The sequence below is a fragment of the Gracilinema caldarium genome (assembly GCF_029265695.1).
In the GTDB taxonomy this organism is placed as follows: domain Bacteria; phylum Spirochaetota; class Spirochaetia; order Treponematales; family Breznakiellaceae; genus Gracilinema; species Gracilinema caldarium_A.
In genome coordinates, this window is sequence record NZ_JAJUHW010000001.1 from 35,745 (window position 1) to 53,189 (window position 17,445).

General features: G+C 49.4%; 15 protein-coding genes. 14 read left to right on the forward strand and 1 reads right to left on the reverse strand.

Translation table 11 applies throughout. From position 1 onward, the window contains the following. Positions 1-2 precede the first annotated feature (2 nt). The 3 genes from Q7P68_RS00160 (at position 3) to Q7P68_RS00170 (ending at position 3,614) form a co-directional block, all read left to right on the forward strand. Positions 3-1,661: an extracellular solute-binding protein gene (locus Q7P68_RS00160; protein WP_304221277.1), complete on the forward strand. Its 1,659-nt coding sequence runs from the start codon at positions 3-5 to the stop codon at positions 1,659-1,661. A gap of 115 nt (positions 1,662-1,776) precedes the next feature. Then, positions 1,777-2,718 carry an ABC transporter permease gene (locus Q7P68_RS00165; RefSeq protein ID WP_304221279.1) on the forward strand — a complete coding sequence of 314 codons (942 nt, stop codon included), beginning with the start codon at positions 1,777-1,779 and terminating at the stop codon, positions 2,716-2,718. Continuing rightward, positions 2,715-3,614 (forward strand): carbohydrate ABC transporter permease, encoded by a 900-nt coding sequence (locus Q7P68_RS00170; RefSeq protein WP_304221281.1) that lies wholly within the window; start codon positions 2,715-2,717, stop codon positions 3,612-3,614. Before Q7P68_RS00165 ends, Q7P68_RS00170 begins: the two co-directional genes overlap by 4 nt. On the opposite strand, the gene Q7P68_RS00175 is transcribed toward Q7P68_RS00170, so the two are convergent. Then, positions 3,604-4,404 (reverse strand): alpha/beta hydrolase, encoded by an 801-nt coding sequence (locus tag Q7P68_RS00175; RefSeq protein ID WP_304221283.1) that lies wholly within the window; start codon positions 4,402-4,404, stop codon positions 3,604-3,606. The two genes, Q7P68_RS00170 and Q7P68_RS00175, sit on opposite strands and share 11 nt — an antisense overlap. 76 nt (positions 4,405-4,480) lie before the next feature. Between Q7P68_RS00175 and Q7P68_RS00180 the strand changes: the two genes are divergently transcribed. From Q7P68_RS00180 to Q7P68_RS00230, 11 genes are all read left to right on the forward strand, one after another. Further along, positions 4,481-4,870, forward strand: a complete 390-nt coding sequence (locus Q7P68_RS00180; RefSeq protein ID WP_304221286.1) for a hypothetical protein — start codon at positions 4,481-4,483, stop codon at positions 4,868-4,870. Positions 4,871-4,901: 31 nt separating this feature from the next. Continuing rightward, a complete protein-coding gene (locus Q7P68_RS00185; RefSeq protein WP_304221288.1) occupies positions 4,902-6,653 on the forward strand; it encodes an ATP-binding protein in 1,752 nt (583 codons plus the stop codon). A gap of 77 nt (positions 6,654-6,730) precedes the next feature. Further along, positions 6,731-7,402, forward strand: coding sequence for a deoxyribose-phosphate aldolase (gene deoC, locus Q7P68_RS00190; protein ID WP_304221291.1), 672 nt, complete (start codon positions 6,731-6,733; stop codon positions 7,400-7,402). Between the two features lie 133 nt (positions 7,403-7,535). Then, the gene (locus Q7P68_RS00195) at positions 7,536-8,585 is read left to right on the forward strand and encodes a BMP family lipoprotein (RefSeq protein WP_304221293.1); all 1,050 of its coding nucleotides are present in this window, start codon (positions 7,536-7,538) and stop codon (positions 8,583-8,585) included. 134 nt (positions 8,586-8,719) lie between these two features. Further along, positions 8,720-10,240: an ABC transporter ATP-binding protein gene (locus Q7P68_RS00200; RefSeq protein ID WP_304221296.1), complete on the forward strand. Its 1,521-nt coding sequence runs from the start codon at positions 8,720-8,722 to the stop codon at positions 10,238-10,240. 2 nt (positions 10,241-10,242) lie between these two features. Beyond that, on the forward strand, positions 10,243-11,352 hold the full coding sequence (locus Q7P68_RS00205; protein WP_304221299.1) for an ABC transporter permease: 1,110 nt from the start codon (positions 10,243-10,245) through the stop codon (positions 11,350-11,352). Next, positions 11,349-12,299 (forward strand): ABC transporter permease, encoded by a 951-nt coding sequence (locus Q7P68_RS00210; protein WP_304221302.1) that lies wholly within the window; start codon positions 11,349-11,351, stop codon positions 12,297-12,299. The genes Q7P68_RS00205 and Q7P68_RS00210 overlap by 4 nt, the downstream gene beginning before the upstream one ends. Before the next feature lie 129 nt (positions 12,300-12,428). Next, complete coding sequence (locus Q7P68_RS00215) at positions 12,429-14,216, forward strand: alanine--tRNA ligase (RefSeq protein ID WP_304221305.1); 1,788 nt, start codon at positions 12,429-12,431, stop codon at positions 14,214-14,216. Between the two features lie 56 nt (positions 14,217-14,272). After that, positions 14,273-15,319 carry a peptidyl-prolyl cis-trans isomerase gene (locus Q7P68_RS00220; RefSeq protein WP_304221307.1) on the forward strand — a complete coding sequence of 349 codons (1,047 nt, stop codon included), beginning with the start codon at positions 14,273-14,275 and terminating at the stop codon, positions 15,317-15,319. 2 nt (positions 15,320-15,321) lie between these two features. Next, positions 15,322-15,753, forward strand: a complete 432-nt coding sequence (nusB, locus tag Q7P68_RS00225) for a transcription antitermination factor NusB (RefSeq protein ID WP_304221310.1) — start codon at positions 15,322-15,324, stop codon at positions 15,751-15,753. After that, positions 15,750-17,390, forward strand: a complete 1,641-nt coding sequence (locus Q7P68_RS00230) for a tetratricopeptide repeat protein (protein WP_304221313.1) — start codon at positions 15,750-15,752, stop codon at positions 17,388-17,390. Before nusB ends, Q7P68_RS00230 begins: the two co-directional genes overlap by 4 nt. Positions 17,391-17,445: the final 55 nt, after the last annotated feature.

Below are 17,445 nucleotides of genomic sequence, written 5' to 3' on the forward strand. Positions count from 1 at the left end.
GCATGAAAAGATCTATTCGCTTAGCGGGTCTTTTGTCCGCCCTGGTAGTGCTGTCACTAGCCACAGGATGCGCTCAAAAGAAAAATACCGGCTCTGCTATTCCGGCGCGGAAACCGATTAAGATATCGGTGTTTACAATCCAGCCGCGGCAGCAGCCAAATCCGGACAACAAGGCATACAAGTACCTGAAAGAGAAGCTTGGTGTCACCTTTGAATGGGATATTCTGGTCGGCGAAGTAGCTCAGAAACGGGGCGTTATGATCGCCGGCGAAGACTATCCTGATATGATTGAAATCAACGAAACCCAGTTTATCGATGCGGGAGCCCTCATTCCTCTGGAAGATCTGGTGGAAAAATACGGCCCCAATATCAAAGCCCATTTCGGCGAACATTGGGATAAACTCCGTTCCCCCGACGGCCACATCTATTACCTGACTAACTGGGGTATTATCCGGAACAAGGACCAGAGCCCCTACTACGGCGCCTCCGCCATGTGGGTGCAGAAAGAAGTCCTTAAAGAAGCAGGATACCCCAAGGTTGTTACCATGGATCAGTATTTTGATCTTTTGGTCAACTATGCTAAAAAACACCCCACCATTAACGGCCAGAAAACTATTCCCTTTACCATTCTTACCTATGACTGGCACGCATTCTGTATGTGGAATCCGCCCAACTTCCTCGCGGGCAATCCGAACGACGGAAACGGTATTGTAGATCCTAATACATTGCAATACAAGACCTTCTTTACCATGGATATTTCCAAAAGATGGTTCAAGAAGCTGAACGAATTGAATGCTCAAGGGTATATTGACCGGGCCGCCTTTACCGATAACTACGATCAGTATCTTGCAAAACTCGCTTCCGGCCGTGTCCTTGGTATGCACGATCAGCGCTGGCAGTTCCAGAACGCCGATGATTCTCTCCGTGATGCAGGCATGTACAACCGCACTTTTGCACCGCTCCCCGTTGTGTTTGATGAATCCATTCGGCCCCATTACCGGGATTATCCCATTCCCAACCTGGGCCGCGGCGTAGGTATCAGCAAGAAGGCAAAAGATCCAGTCCGGATTATCCAGTTCATCAACGACCTTCTGAGCGAAGAAGTACAGCGGATGATGCAGTGGGGTATCGAAGGAGAAGACTGGCAACGGAACGAAAAGGGCGAACCCTACCGGACTCCCGAACAGCGGAAGAATTGGGAAAATGTAACCTGGCAGGAACAGAACCGGGCGCTTTTAGTCCGGGATATTTTCCCGAACTGGGAAGGTTCCTTTAACGACGGTTATCCCTGGGATCTCTCTTACTACTATCCTGAACGGGAAGCCCTGACCCGGCCTGAAGATAAGGAACTCTGGGCAGCCTATGGGGTAACAAGTTACGCTGAACTTATGGATAAGAATCCTCCGCCAAACCCGATCTGGTATCCCACCTGGACCCTACCGAATCCTCCTGATGGTTCGGACGCCCAGATTGCCCTGCAGCGCTGTGACCAAACTATGCGGAAGTATCTGCCAAAGATTATCCTTTCCGCCCCTGCGGACTTCGAAAAGGTCTGGGCCGAATATGTGGACCAGATGAAGGCCAACGGTATTTCAATCTATGAAGCCTATATGGAAGACCAGGTAAAGAAGCGGGTCGCAGCCTGGAGCAAGAAAAAATAGTTAGAAGTTAATCATTCACCCCGGTACCTTCCAATCGGGGCTAAATCAAAACTTTCTGAGTTTTGATTTAGCTTCGATGGTAATCGGGGTTTTTTAGCCCAATCCCGGAGGTTGTATGTACGACGGTACCCAACGCCTTGTACGGCGCGGTAAGCTTATAAAAACCATGGTGACGCAGCGGCAAATGCTCATCATGTCGGTCCCCATAATTCTCTATGTCATTCTTTTTAGCTATGTTCCGCTTTGGGGCTGGACCATGGCATTCCAGAATTTCCGGCCTTCTAAAAGCTTTTTTCAGCAAGAATGGGTTGGGCTTAAGTGGTTCAAGTTCCTTTTTTCTGATCCCGTGTTCCTCAGGACAGTTCGCAATACATTGATGATGAGTATCATCAACACAACCTTAGGTTTTGTGTCTGCCATAGGTTTTGCGCTTCTCTTGAATGAAATTAAAAGTGTTGCCTTTAAACGTGTTACCCAAACGATCTCCTATTTGCCCCACTTCCTTTCATGGGTTATTGTTACCGGTCTTGTGGCTACCATGCTTTCTGTCGAAGACGGAGCCGTCAACAACGTACTTATGTTCTTGGGGCTTATTAAAGAGCCGGTGCTCTGGCTGTCGGAACCAAAATATTTTTGGGGTGTCGTCGGAGCAACCTATGTGTGGAAGGAATTAGGCTGGAATACCATCATCTATCTGGCTGCAATTGCTGGTGTTGATCCGACCCTTTACGAAGCGGCGGAGATAGACGGCTGCGGACGATGGCGAAAAATGTGGTATATTACGCTGCCCAGTATTAAACCGACCATAGTCATTTTGCTTATCCTCAGTATTGGCCATATCCTCGATGCAGGATTTGAAATGCAGTACCTCCTGCGCAACGGATTGGTTCAAGACGTTTCAGATACTATCGATATTTATGTTCTCATGTTCGGACTTCAGCGTTCCAACTATTCCCTGGCAACCGCTGCGGGACTGTTCAAAAATGTGGTGAACATGACCCTCATCTTCGCGGCAAACGAACTGGTCAAACGGACCGGAGAGGAGCGCCTGATATGAAAAGAAGAATAAATTACAACGAGATAGTCTTTAACAGTTTTAACACGACACTCATGGTTCTATTCTCTGTGGTAATGCTCTATCCCTTTTGGAATACAATTGCTGTGTCATTTAACGAGGCGGTCGATACTATCCGGGGCGGCATTACCCTGTTCCCCCGGCGTTTTACATTGCAGAACTACCGTCTCGTCTTTTCTACCGGTACAATTTTTAACGCCTTCTTTGTATCCGTAGCCCGTACGGTTATTAATGTGGTGACCAATGTCTTCTTTACTTCCATGATCGCCTATGTATTGTCCCGGCCTAATTTTGTATTCCGGAAATCCTTTACGGTAATCCTGGTCATTTCCATGTACATCAACGCAGGTCTTATTCCAACCTATTTTTTGATTAAAAACCTGCGGCTCCTTAATACATTCTGGGTCTATATTATTCCCAGCATGGTAAGTGCCTTTAATTTCCTTGTCATTCGTACCTTCCTGAAAAGCATTCCCGAAAGCATTATTGAATCGGTCCGGATCGATGGGGGAAGCGATTTTGTTATTTTTTTCAAAATCATTCTGCCCCTGAGTAAGCCCGTTTTGGCAACGGTGGCTCTCTTTGTGGCCGTTGGCGCATGGAACTCCTGGTTTGATACCCTGATTTATGCATCCAGCAAGGTGAACCTGCACACCCTGCAATACAAGTTGATGGAATTCCTTCAGTCGAGCCAGGCCCAGTCCCGAGGTGCCGGAGACATTGGGGCCATGGCGCTTTCAAAGTCTTCTAATATGGTAACCCCGGTAAGTATTCGGGCGGCCATAACGGTCATTGCGGCCACCCCAATAATCCTCGTGTATCCCTTTATTCAGCGGTACTTTGTCATCGGTATGAACCTGGGCGGAGTTAAAGAGTAGTATTCTTCTTTATAAACTCCGCCGCACGGCGAAACACCTCCTGTCGTTGAGCGTCCCTGGTCAGTACATGGCCGGACCCCGACAGGAGGATTTTTTCTTTTTTGGGGCTGCCCAGCGCTCCATAAATGGATTCCAGGCAGAACTCGCTGCCCAAAGGAAGGGCGTTATCGTCTTTGGAGTATATGAGCAGGGTCGGTACCGAAAGCCGCGGCAGGGCGTCCCGCAATGTGCCTAAAAGCAGGTTGAGCTCTCCAATAGACCGCAGGGGGTTGTGGCTGTAACAAATATGGTCCCGGGCTGCTTCCTTATCGAACCAGCCCCTTTCTGGATCCGCATGCTCCTTAGTCATAAGGGGCTGAAACTTGCTGAGAATCTTTGTGTACTTTAGCCGCCAGTCGTCGGGAAGGGCGTAGGGGGACGCCATAGCGATTACCCCCTGTACCGGTAATAGGCTGCCAAAAAGGAGCGCCAGGGCAGCCCCCATAGAAAGTCCCGCGAGATATATGGTGTTTGTCCTGTCCCGCAGAAGATAATAGGCTTCCTCCACCGACGCCATCCAGTCCCGGTGGGTAGACCTGATCATGTCATCCAGGTTTGTTGCATGTCCTGCAAGTCGGGGTCCAAGACAGGAAAATCCCTCTGTTTTATTAAGGTATTCTCCCATCCAGCGCATCTCCTTAGGGGTTCCTGTAAACCCGTGAATCAGGAGCACCCCTGGTGCATTTTTTTCGCCTACAAAATAAAAGGGCTCAGCGCCCGGTATGATTTGTGTTTGTGCTGTATCTTTCATACATCCAGTGTAGACCGGAAATTCCTTGCTGGCAATAAAAAATAACCTATACTAGTATCATGCGAGGAGGTGAGCCATGGGTAATGATAAGGAGAATAACATTGTGGATTCCCGGATGCTGGAAGAGATTAACAACTTTTACCGCGAACGGGAGCGGATACGGGATGCAATCGGCAAAATCGGAGGCATTCAGTATTCTAAGGCAGACACGGTGGTGAATATTCTTTTTATTATTTTGGTGGTGGGTTTTTTCAGTGTGGAGCTTGTGTTTAAACCCCTGCCGACCACGGTTTCCATAGAAATCGGTGTGTTCCTAGTTTCCATGAAAATTGTCTGGATGATTCACGCGAACCAAAAGTTCAACCATTTTGTGTTCTGGGTTCTCAATTCTCTGGAATTCAGGATGAATACGGCGACCCATATGCTTGAGGATCTGGAAAAAAAGATAGATTTACTGCAAAAATAAGTGCAGAACCGGAGTGCAAGGAGTAGTATTCATGGCTGAACAGCTTATAGTTAAAAACTTGGGGTTTATAAAAATTCTTCCTTCTTGGGCCCAGGAGCTTTCTTATAAGTACTGTTCCAAGACAGCGAACCTGTACCTGATTCACGGCAATATCCGGGACTTTCTGCCCCACAAGATGAACGAAGGAGAGTTTATCTTTGTCCGCATTCAGGAGTATATCGCTGAGGTTCTCTTCGGTAACCGGGATATTATTGCTTTTTATGACCGGTCAAGCGGTGTTTCCTTTTGTACGAAGGAAATGGCCCGGGATTATCAGAAGGCTATGACGGCCCGTTTTCCCGATGTCGATGTGGCGGACTTTGTGTCTGCGGACCCGGAAAAGAGTTTTTTTTATCTGGAAAAATACTTTTTAATGAACATCCCCGAAAAGCGGCGGATTGTGCTCATTATCGATTACGCCGAAACGATGGTGCCTTCCAGCGATATTGCCCGGCTTAGCGAAGAAGACCGGTATTGCCTGGTGACATTAAACCGCTGGTCCCATGACCCCATTTTTACCAAAGGGGATGTGTCGGTGCTTTTGCTCACGGAAAACCTGGCAGACCTGTCGCCCCGGCTCGTGGGGTCCCCTTCTACCGTAAAGGTGGGTATCCCTATTCCAGACCAGGAGGTACGCCAGCAGTTTCTTGAGTTCTTAGAGAAACAGGGGACCCTGCTCCTTGACCGGGGGCTGGACTGCCGGCGGGTGGCGGCTGTAACGAGTGGTCTTAACCTCATGAATCTGAACCGCCTTGCTTCGGAAAGTTACCAGGAGGATATGCCCCTTTCCCTTGAATATATTCGGCAGAAAAAAAAGGAAATTATCGAAAACGAGGCGGCGGGGCTCCTGGAATTTATGGAAACAAACCATGATCTTTCCTATGTGTCGGGTCATGATTTTGTAAAAAAGCGCTTTAAAAATGCCGCTCGGGCGATAAAACAGGGCAGGCTCGATGTTCTCCCTATGGGGTACCTTATTGCGGGGCCGGTGGGGACGGGAAAAAGCTTTATGGTGAGCGCCTTTGCAGGGGAAATCGGTATTCCTATGGTAAAGTTCCGTAATTTCCGTTCCAAGTGGCAGGGGGTTACCGAATCGAATCTGGAAAAGGTCTTGAATATTTTAAAGGCCATGGCCCCCGTGGCGGTCATGATCGACGAGGCTGACGCGTTTCTCGGCGACCGGGATCAGGAGGGCGATTCGGGTACCAGCAACCGGGTGTTTGCCCAGATTGCCAGTTTTATGGGCAATACGGAGTACCGGGGTAAAATCATCTGGTTCCTTATTACCTGCCGGCCGGACCTGATTCCTATTGACCTTAAGCGGCAGGGCCGGGCAGAAGAGCACCTTGCGCTGTTTTATCCTGAAACGGAGGCAGAAAAGATTGCCCTCTTTGATACCCTGGTACGCAAGCTGGATCTTTCCATCCGGAAATTTCCTATTACCGATGTGTTGCGGCGATTTAAATACGAATTTTCCGGGGCAGACCTGGAGGCTGTCCTCATCCGGGCCAAGTTCAGGGCCGCTATGGACGAACGGTCCTTCGTTACCCGGGAAGACCTGGAAGAGGCCATGGCGGACTTTGTGCCTCCCGCGTACCCCTACGAAATAGAACTGCAAAACCTGGTGGCGGTGCTGGAATGCACCTCCAAAGAAATGGTTCCTAAGCGGTTTCAGAACCTGGACCGGACCAAGCTCGTGCGGGATATCCGAGAGCTTAAGTCCCTTATCGGCGAACGGGAATAGTACCGCAGGCGTTCAGAGTTGGCAAAGCCTTTGCTATTGTATATGATAGTAGCCCCTACAAGAGGAAGGAGTAAATTATGTCGAAAGAATGGACGAAAGCTTCAATAGCCAAGACTATTGATCATACCCTCTTAAAATCTACCGCTACTGCAGAGCAGATCCGCGAACTGTGTGCGGAAGCCCGGGCAAACCATTTTGCCTCGGTCTGCGTAAATCCCCGGTGGGTTCCCCTGGTTGCCAAGGAACTGAACAACAGCGATGTGCTGGTGTGTACCGTCATCGGTTTTCCCCTGGGTGCCAATCCAACGGATATAAAAGTGGAAGAGACCAAATGGGCTGTTAAAAATGGGGCCCAGGAAGTGGACATGGTCATTGATCTGGGTGCCATGAAGGGCGGTGACTATAAAGCGGTGGAAGAAGATATCCGGGCGGTGGTTAAGGCCGCCGGCAAAGCAACGGTTAAGGTAATAATCGAAACCTGCTTCCTTTCCAACGATGAAAAACGGATAGCCTGCGAAGCGGCTATGAAGGCCGGCGCCCACTTTGTAAAAACCTCTACCGGTTTTGGTACCGGCGGTGCGACGGTTGAGGATGTTAAGCTCATGCGGAAAACCGTGGGGGATACCATGAAGGTGAAGGCCTCTGGCGGCGTACGGTCCTACCACGATGCGATTGCCATGCTCGAAGCGGGGGCTGACCGTATCGGAACATCCTCCGGTGTGGCTATCGTTGCGGAACTTCCGGAATAATTGGCTGTTTCTGGTATAGTCCGCACTTAACTGATTATACCAGATTGTATACAATTTTCTTGACGCACTTATTTAAAGCGCGTATAATACTAGTCCGGCTCAAAAAAGCCCTACAAGTTTTTTAGGAGGAACTATGAAACGTGTACTCGTTGCTGCTATTGCAACCCTCGCTGTGATTTCTATGGCTTTTGTGTCCTGTACACAGAAGAAGCCCGCTGCTGCTGCCGCTCCTGCCTTCCGGGTTGGCCTCGTAACCGACATCGGCGGTATCGATGACAAGTCCTTTAACCAGGGCACCTGGGAAGGTATTGTCCGCTTTGCAAAAGAAGCAGGGCTTAAGGAAGGGGATTACAAGTATCTCCAGTCCGCTGCAGAAGCCGACTATATCCCCAACCTGTCCACCTTCTCTGACGAGAAACTCGATCTTATCGCCGCTCCCGGCTTCCTCTTCGAAAAATCCATGACCGAAGTGGCCGACAAGTATCCGAACAACAAATACCTGATTATCGACTCTGTAGTCGCCAAGCCGAATGTTGCCTCCGCTGTGTTTGCTGAGCATGAAGGCTCCTTCCTGGTCGGTGTTGCTGCGGGTCTCAAGGCAAAGGCTGACGGCAAGAAGATCGTCGGCTTCCTGGGTGGTATGCAGTTCCCCCTGATCGAAAAATTCCAGGCCGGTTTTGAACAGGGTGTTAAGGCCGTATATCCCGAATGCAAGATCCTCGTGGACTATGCCGGTGATTTCGGCGCTCCCGATAAGGGCCAGGCTATCGCCCAGAAACAGTTCAATGCGGGCGCCTATATCATTTTCCATGCCGCTGGCGGCACCGGAAACGGTATGATCAAAGAAGCTAAGGAACGGACCGCTAAGGGCGATGTTCGCTGGGCTATCGGTGTTGATAAGGATCAGTATGCCGATGGTATCTATGACGAAGCCAACAAGAAGTCCGCGGTTCTCACTTCCATGATGAAGCGGGTTGACGTTGCTGCCCATGACGTAGCCAAAATGACCATGGAAGGCAAATTCCCCGGCGGACAGACCCTGGTCTTCTCTGTAGCTAACCAGGGTGTTGGCATCCCCGAGACCAATCCTAACCTGTCCGACGACATTGTCGCTAAAGTAAAAGAATTCGAAGCCAAGATCGCTTCCGGCGAGCTCAAGGTTTCTGAAACTCCTGCAAAATAAGTTCGTGTAGGATGCAAACAGACGGGGTGTTCTGGATTATTTCGTTCCGGAACACCCCGTTTTGTTCTTGAGCTCCTTACCCCCGGTAGCTGCATGAATGACAGGGGGCTAATTTTTTTATAAAGGGGAAGTCGATGGCTTATATCATCGAAATGCTTAATATTGTAAAAACCTTCCCGGGTATTCGTGCAAACGATGATGTTACCCTCCAGGTAGAAGAGGGTTCTATTCATGCGCTGTTGGGCGAAAATGGCGCGGGCAAATCCACCTTAATGAGCATTCTTTTTGGTTTGTATCAGCCCGACTCTGGTGTTATTAAGGTGCGCGGAAAAGAGGTGCGCATAACCGATCCGAATGCGGCCAATGATTTGGGGATCGGTATGGTGCATCAGCATTTTAAACTGGTGCATAATTTTACAGTGGCCGAAAACATCGTACTGGGGCTGGAGCCTCGGAAGGGCCCCCTGATCGATATTGCCAGTGCGGAAAAACGGGTCGCCGACATTTCAAAGCGTTATGGCCTTGAGGTAGATCCCAAGGCAAAGATTGAAGATATTACGGTCGGTATGCAGCAGCGGGTAGAAATCCTTAAAATGCTGTACCGGAATGCGGATATACTTATTTTTGATGAACCCACAGCGGTGCTTACGCCGCAGGAAATCAACGAACTTATGGAAATTATGCGCCGCCTTACTAAAGAAGGAAAGACGGTGTTGCTCATAACCCACAAACTTAAGGAAATTAAAGCCGTAGCGGATGTTTGTACCGTCCTGCGGCGGGGTCGCCTTGTCGGAACCGTTCCGGTCAAGACTGCCACCGAAGCCCAGCTCGCAGAAATGATGGTCGGCCGGGCGGTCAGTTTTTCCGTGGACAAGAAACCTGCGGTTCCCGGCGAGGTCCTTTTAGACATCCAGGACCTTAAGGTAAAGAATTCGAAAGGGGTTCTAGGCGTTAAAGGCGTGTCCCTTAAAGTGCGGCGGGGTGAAATTCTTGGCCTCTGTGGCATCGACGGCAACGGCCAGACCGAACTCGTCTATGCCCTCACTGGCCTCGCCCCGGTGGAAGGGGGTAAAATCATCCTGGACGGTAAGGATATAACCCACCTGCCGGTTCGTGAACGCCTTGAGGCGGGGCTCGGCCATATTCCTGAAGACCGGCACAAGCACGGCCTTGTTCTGGACTTCCGCCTGGACGAAAATATGGTGGTACACAATTTCCAAAAACGGCCCTTTTCTAAATTTGGCGTTCTGAACTATAACTCTATTCGCTCAAACGCCGAACGGCTCATAAAAGAGTTCGATGTTCGCTCAGGAGAAGGTCCAGCTACCCCGTCCCGCAGCCTCTCAGGCGGTAACCAGCAAAAGGCTATCGTGGCTCGCGAAATTGACCGGTCACCTGAAGTGCTGATCGTAGCCCAGCCAACCCGAGGCCTCGATGTAGGCGCCATAGAGTATATTCATCAGCGAATTGTGGAAGAGCGGGACAAGGGTAAAGCCATACTGCTCGTCTCCCTTGAGTTGGATGAAATTCTGGACCTTTCCGACCGTATCGCCGTTATTTTTAACGGCGAAATCGTAGCGGAAGTGGATGCTGATAAAACAAATGAAAACGAACTGGGGCTTTATATGGCCGGTTCGGTACGGAAGGCGGTGTAAAAGTGAAAAGCAGCCAACGGCTTCAGCTCATTGTACCCCTCATTGCGGTTCTGCTCGGTTTTGTTCTCGGTTCGATTATTATTGTCATTACCGGAAAATCGCCGGGAGGAATGTTTTTAGCCCTCGGCCGAACCTTGACGGGTATCGATTTTACCGGCCGCACAGACATTAACTTGCGTTATGTGGGCGAGTTTATCCTGCAAGCTCTGCCCATTACCCTGACAGGCCTCGCGGTTGCTTTTGCCTTCAGGACTGGGCTTTTTAACATCGGTGCTGAAGGGCAGCTTATGGTGGGCTCTTTGGCAGCCGTGGCGGTTGCCCTCTTGGTTAAAGCGCCGCCCTTTGTTCATCCTATCTTGGGAATACTCGCCGCCATGGCGGCAGGGGCCCTTTGGGCTTCCATTCCGGGTATTCTCAAAGCCCGCTTTAATGTCCATGAAGTGGTTGTATCGATTATGATGAACTATACGGCCCTTCATTTTGTAAACTGGAGTTTACTCCAGTTTGGTTCCGTAGACAGGGTTAAGACCCCCGAGTTTCCCCCATCTGCTACACTGAAAAGCGAATTCCTTGCCCAGCTTACCAATGGTTCCCGGCTTAACTGGGGCATCATACCGGTTATCCTTGCGGTTATCGTGTTTTGGTTTGTGGTAGAAAAGACCACCTTCGGATACCGGCTGCGGGCCGTGGGCTTTAATAAGGATGCCGCCCGGTATGCGGGTATGAAGGTAGAACAGAACATCGTCCTTTCCATGATGATATCCGGCGCTTTTGCGGGGCTTGCAGGGGCGGTTATTACCCTGGGGACCTTTAATTTTGGCCGGGTGCTTCCTTCTTTCGAAGGCTACGGCATGGACGGCATTGCGGTTGCCCTGGTCGGCGGCAACCATGCGCTGGGTGTTTTCCTATCGGGCCTGCTTTTTGGTTTGCTTAAGGCAGCCCAGCCGCTCATGCAATCCCAGGGAATACCGAGAGAAATTGCTTCCATTATTCAGGCTTCTATTGTCCTCTTTGTCGCGATGAAGCTGGGTATAGAAGCCGCTCTGAATTATATGAGCCGGAGCAATGGAGGCCGCAAGGCTGGCATACGAAAAACCGGAGGCAACAAATGAATTTGCTCATCAACATGTTTCCCATCGCATTGATGTTTTCTGCCCCCATTATTATCGCGGCCTTAGGCGGGCTTTTCAGCGAGCGTTCTGGCATCGTTAACGTGGCTTTGGAGGGTATTATGATGGTGGGCGGTTTTGCGGCCGCCACTGTCACAGTTATGCTGGAACCGGTACTACCCGGTTGGGCTCCCTGGATAGGCATGCTGGTAGGTGTTGTCTCTGGAATGGCCTTTTCACTTCTTCATGCCCTGGCTTCTGTGAACTTTAAGGCCGATCAGGTGGTGTCCGGTACTGCCCTCAATATTTTAGCTGGAGGACTTACGGTGTATCTGGCCCAAATCATTTTTCGCCAGCAGCGGACCAAGGCTTTTACCACAGGTCTTGCTAAAATCACCATTCCGTGTCTCAAGGATATTCCGATTCTTGGGCCAACCCTCTTTGACCATGTGTATCCTACCTTTTATGTTGCCCTTGCTTTGGTATTGCTTACCTGGTTCCTGGTGTATAAGACACCCTTTGGATTGCGGCTCAGGGCCTGCGGAGAGCATCCTCAGGCGGCGGCCTCTATGGGTATAAACGTGTACCGCATGCGCTATATGGGAGTCATGGCATCGGGGATTTTGGCAGGACTCGCGGGGGGTGTTATGGTATTGACCCAGGATATTCAGTATACCCTGACTTCCATTCATGGTACGGGCTTTATTGCCCTGGGTTCTCTCATCTTCGGAAAATGGAGTCCCTGGGGAGTGCTCGGCGCGGGGCTGTTTTTCGGATTTTCCCAGGCCCTTTCTTATTATGCCAAGGATATACCCTTTATGGCTTCCTGGCCCTTGGAATTCTTTTATCTCTTTCCCTATGTGCTGACCATCATTGCCCTGATTCTCTTCTCGGGCAAGGCGGTGGGTCCCAAGGCGGCTGGCGAGATTTACGACGCGGGCAAGCGATAAAAAGTTGATAGACACTTAAAATAAAAGGCTGGCGGACTTAGCTTTCGCCAGCTTTTTTTATGAGGCTTCTCACTGTTCCCTGTCCGGGTCTCTTGACGAGCTTCTTACAGTCCCCTACTATGGTTCACCATGGACGCTAATGAATTAAGATCGAAATATATCGAATTTTTTAAATCCAAGGGTCATGCCCAGATCCAGGGGAAATCCCTGATCCCCGATAATGACCCCACAGTTCTGTTTACCACCGCCGGAATGCACCCCCTGGTGCCCTACCTTTTAGGAGAACCCCATCCTGCAGGCAACAGATTAACGGACTATCAAAAGTGTATCCGCACCGGCGATATTGATGCGGTAGGGGATCCCAGCCATTTGACCTGTTTTGAAATGCTTGGAAACTGGTCTTTGGGAGACTATTTTAAGGAAGGGGCTATAACCATGAGTTTCGAGTTCCTAACGGATCCGAAATGGCTTGGAATACCCCTGGAAAAAATTGGTGTTACAGTCTTTGCTGGTGAAGAAGGCATTCCCCGGGATGAAGAATCGGCGGCAATTTGGAAACGGCTTGGTATCCCGGAAGAACGGATCCGGTTCCTCCCCCGGGAGGACAACTGGTGGGGACCTGCAGGTACCACTGGCCCCTGCGGTCCCGATACGGAAATGTTTATCGATACGGGGCGGCCCTCCTGCGGTCCCGATTGCGGGCCGGGCTGTAAATGCGGAAAATGGCTCGAGATTTGGAACGACGTGTTCATGCAGTATAACAAGACCGCAGAGGGTACCTATGAGCCCCTGGCAAGAAAGTGCGTGGATACGGGTATGGGCATCGAGCGGACCGTTACCATTCTGAATGGTAAGAAGTCTGTCTATGATACGGAAATTTTTGCGCCCCTTATTGCGGCGGTGGAACGGATTTCTGGATATACCTACGGTACCGATTCTGAAAAAGACAAGTCGGTCCGGATTATTTGCGATCATGGCAGGGCTGCTACCTTTATTCTAGGGGATCCCAAAGGTGTGAGCCCCTCCAACGTGGGAGCAGGCTATGTGCTCCGCAGGCTCATACGCCGTGCGGTTCGGCATGGCCGTAAGCTCGGTATCGAAACACTGTTCCTTACCGAAATTGCCGAAGCGGTGGTCGAAAAATTTTCAGCCCCCTATCCGGAGCTGGCGGAAAACCGCAGCCGGATCATGGAAGAGCTCCAGCAGGAAGAACAGAAGTTCCTGGAGACCTTGCAGAAAGGGGAACATGAGTTCGAAAAACTGCTTCCCAACCTGCTTAAGGATCCACGGAAAATTATATCTGGCCGCCTGGCCTTTAAGCTTTACGACACCTACGGTTTTCCCATCGAACTTACGGAAGAACTGGCAGCTGAGCATGGCATGACCATTAACCGGGAAGAATTTGATGAGGCCTTTAAAAAGCACCAGGAACTCTCCCGGGCTGGCAGCGAACAGGTCTTTAAGGGAGGCCTGGCGGACCACGGAGAACAGGCTGTTAAATACCATACGGCTACGCATCTGCTCCATAAGGCCCTCAGGATGGTTTTGGGTGAGCATGTTGCCCAAAAGGGTTCCAACATTACTGCAGAACGGATGCGGTTTGACTTTTCCCATCCTTCCCCAATGACTGCCGAAGAGATTGCAAAGGTTGAAGCAATCGTGAACGAGCAGATTAAGCGGGATTTGCCGGTCACTATGGAAATTATGTCATTAGAGGATGCCAAGGCTGCAGGGGCAATCGCCCTGTTTGGCGAAAAGTACGAATCCCAGGTCAAGGTGTACACCATTGGAGACTTTTCTAAAGAAGTCTGTGGCGGACCCCATGTAGACCGGACTGGCAAGCTTGGCACCTTTAAGATACAGAAGGAACAATCTTCCTCCGCCGGTGTACGCCGGATCAGGGCTGTACTGGAGTAGGGAATATTCCGTAACCTTTGAGCATCTGATATATTCTATTTTTAAGAAGGATACATATGAAACGCAATGTACTTGTGATGCTTTTTACCCTTGCTGTGGCAGCCCTCGTTAGTGCCCAGGCCGATTTACAGTCCGTAGCTCTGGTAAAGTTAACCAAAACAGAGCCAATTACGGTTAAACAGCTTAAGGCAGAGGTTCAAAAAATCGAAGCCCAGACCGGAAAAGCCCTTACCATTGATGAACGGAAACAGGTTCTTGATGTGATGATTAATGAGCGGCTTGCCCTGCAGGCTGCAGAACGGGACAAAGTAACGGTAAGCGATGCTGAAATAAACCAGCAGCTGCAGCAAGCCAGAACTGCAATGGCCCAGAGCCTGGGCCGGCAGCCTACAGATGCTGAGTTCGAAGCGGCTATTAAGCAGCAAACCGGCATGGACCTGGCCTCATATAAGGAACAGATGAAACGGCTCGTGACGGTTCAGAAATACCTCATGACAAAAAAGCAAGACCTTATAAATTCTATTAAAAAGCCGACCGAGAACGAAATTAAAAACTTTTACGAGCTCAATAAGGCAAAACTGGTGCGGCCCGATACGGTGCGGTTTTCCATGATTTTCGTCCCCTATGGCAGCGATGCAGCTTCCAAGGCCAAGGCCAAAGAACTGGCAGATAAGCTTGTGAAAGACATTGGGACAAGCCCATCCAAATTTGATGAAGCGGTCCTCCGGGGTCAGTCCCCATCTGCGGGCTATCAGGCCGGCGACGGCGGCTATCTGCCGAAAACCGCAGAAGCCCAGAGTATTGTTGGCCCTGATTTCATGAACGTAGCCTTTTCTCTCAAACAGGGAGAAGTCTCCCGGCTCATCGAAAATACAAAAGGGTACCAGATAATCAAAATTACCGAAGCCTACAGTCAAAAAAACCTGGACCTGGATGATATTTATCAGTTGGGCAACAAGATTACCGTGCGGGAGTATATTGGCAATCTCCTTTATCAGCAGAATCAGCAGGCCATTTTTGATAAGGCAAGTAAAGAGCTTGTTGATGAACTCCGCGCTGGCGGCAAATCTTTCCAGATTTTTGAAAAGAACATAGCATATTAATTATGGCATCGAGACGAAAAGCGCGTATATTGGCTTTCCAGGCCCTCTTTTCCTGGGAAGCCTCGGGGGCAAGTGTTCAGGAACTGGTCAGTTTTTCCTGGTTAGACCAGGAAAAACGAGATGCCCTTGATGAAGGAACCGCTGTATTCGCACGGTTGTTGATTGCGGGAACTATAGAAAACATTGAAACCATCGACAGCCTTATTAAGGCTCATTTAAAGAACTGGAACTTTGATCGTCTTAATAGGGTCGATTTGGCAATTATGCGTATGAGTGTCTATTCACTCAAATACCAAGAGGATATTCCAGCCTCCATAGTAATAGACGAAGCCATAGATATTGCAAAAGAATATGGTACCGACGATTCGTTCCGTTTTATTAACGGTGTATTGGATGCAATTAAAAAGGATATTCAGGGTGGTTTAGGAGTATGACGAGCAAGAACCGGTTCCCTATTCGGTTCGCTGTCAATCCTCGGCTTCTTATTATCGGCCTCGGCTGCGCTGCGGTCCTGGCCGCTCTTCTTACTTTTATCATAAAACGCCCCCAAAGCCTCACTAATAAACTCGATTTTACCTATCTGGATAGCCAAATAGATGCCTGGGATGGCGTGTCCAGCCCTGATAAGATTTTAAAAACCCTTCAGAGCTATGAAAAAGAACAGATTGGATCAGCTACCGCATTGTCCCTTCTCAAACGGTACCGACTTTTAGCTCTTAAAGGTCTCCGATACGATGTCTATACTGCGAAAGCCCGGGATTTTTCCGAGAAATATCCCAAACAAGATGCAATCTTGTCTTTATTTCTGGATAGCTGCCTTCTTGTGCCCCATGAATTGTCGCAAGCTGAGATAGAGTTTTTACTCCATCTGGATCCCCGGGATCTTTCGCCTGAAAATGCTTCGCTCCTCCTGCTCGTGCTGCATAAAGCCCATTTTATAGATACTCCTCAGCGGTTTTTGCAGATTCCCTATGGAATAGAATTGCTGAACCAGCTGCTGGTTAATGCAGACCCTCCTCGTTCATCGATTTTTACAAACAATGTAGTTGTGGCGCTCATACTTTCCGGAAATATTCAGGCTGCTCTCGCCGCAGGAAAAGGTGCGGTAGGAAAAACGATGAGTTTTGATGCCCTCTATTCCAATCTCTTGTATGATTTTGGTTCCCCGGAAGAAGCTGCCCTTTTATTCCGTCAACTCTATGAGCAGGACGGAAACTACAAGTACCTGCTTCATGAAGCGGATGCTTTTATAAAAAGTGGAGATATTCAAAAAGCCCGCGGTGTCTGGAAAGAACTTGAACCGAACCTTTCCGGTCCAGCATTGCTTACGGTGCTGTATAACCAAGGATCCACGAGCGCTGATCCTGCTGAACGGAAATACTATTTTTTGCGTTTATTAAACATTGATAAATTCCATGAATATGGTGTTTTGCAGTACGCTAGGCTCTTGCCTGAAACAGAAGCCCTGAGCTTTTTGCGCTCCTTACCGATCTACAAAACCCATGCTCTCTTGCAGCTCGAAGCACTCAGGTATGAATATTCTGGAGCACACCGGCCCTTTGTACCCGGATCTTTGTGGATCTTACTGAACAGATTTTCTCAGGATGAACGGCTCTATCACTGGGGAGCATGGTATCTTTACACTATAGGAAATATAGAGGAGCTTGAGAAACTGCTTGCCATGGCTAAAGAAAAGGGAATACAGCATCCATCCCTTGTCTTATATCCCGCTTTGCGTGCTCTGGAACAGGGCAAGCTTGAAACAGGCCAGCAGCTGCTTTCTTCATTTCCAGGTACGGAGTGGTATATTCCCGCTAACCTGGGGAAGCTGTACCAAAAAACCTACAGAATCTTAAACGCCATTGAGATGTATCAATTAGCCGCTTCATTAGCTCAAGATACAAAAATTGAATCCCGCCTGTATCATCAGATTGGAGATTGTTTCCTTTCATTGGATAAATTGTCTGAAGCCCGCAGAAGTTATGAATATGCGATCCAGCTGAATCCTGGTAATATGGAAGCCGTATTTGCACTCCAGCAGCTGAATGCTCGCATGATAAATCCGCGCTGATGCTGATTTATTGATAAAAAAAGGGGATGTCCTTAACTTTATGGACATCCCTCCG

Coding starts and splice junctions, on each gene's coding strand:
- Q7P68_RS00160 (WP_304221277.1), top strand. CDS start 3: ATGAAAAGATCTATTCGCTTAGCGGGTCTTTTGTCCGCCCTGGTAGTG.
- Q7P68_RS00165 (WP_304221279.1), top strand. CDS start 1,777: ATGTACGACGGTACCCAACGCCTTGTACGGCGCGGTAAGCTTATAAAA.
- Q7P68_RS00170 (WP_304221281.1), top strand. CDS start 2,715: ATGAAAAGAAGAATAAATTACAACGAGATAGTCTTTAACAGTTTTAAC.
- Q7P68_RS00175 (WP_304221283.1), bottom strand. CDS start 4,404: ATGAAAGATACAGCACAAACACAAATCATACCGGGCGCTGAGCCCTTT.
- Q7P68_RS00180 (WP_304221286.1), top strand. CDS start 4,481: ATGGGTAATGATAAGGAGAATAACATTGTGGATTCCCGGATGCTGGAA.
- Q7P68_RS00185 (WP_304221288.1), top strand. CDS start 4,902: ATGGCTGAACAGCTTATAGTTAAAAACTTGGGGTTTATAAAAATTCTT.
- deoC (WP_304221291.1), top strand. CDS start 6,731: ATGTCGAAAGAATGGACGAAAGCTTCAATAGCCAAGACTATTGATCAT.
- Q7P68_RS00195 (WP_304221293.1), top strand. CDS start 7,536: ATGAAACGTGTACTCGTTGCTGCTATTGCAACCCTCGCTGTGATTTCT.
- Q7P68_RS00200 (WP_304221296.1), top strand. CDS start 8,720: ATGGCTTATATCATCGAAATGCTTAATATTGTAAAAACCTTCCCGGGT.
- Q7P68_RS00210 (WP_304221302.1), top strand. CDS start 11,349: ATGAATTTGCTCATCAACATGTTTCCCATCGCATTGATGTTTTCTGCC.
- Q7P68_RS00215 (WP_304221305.1), top strand. CDS start 12,429: ATGGACGCTAATGAATTAAGATCGAAATATATCGAATTTTTTAAATCC.
- Q7P68_RS00220 (WP_304221307.1), top strand. CDS start 14,273: ATGAAACGCAATGTACTTGTGATGCTTTTTACCCTTGCTGTGGCAGCC.
- nusB (WP_304221310.1), top strand. CDS start 15,322: ATGGCATCGAGACGAAAAGCGCGTATATTGGCTTTCCAGGCCCTCTTT.
- Q7P68_RS00230 (WP_304221313.1), top strand. CDS start 15,750: ATGACGAGCAAGAACCGGTTCCCTATTCGGTTCGCTGTCAATCCTCGG.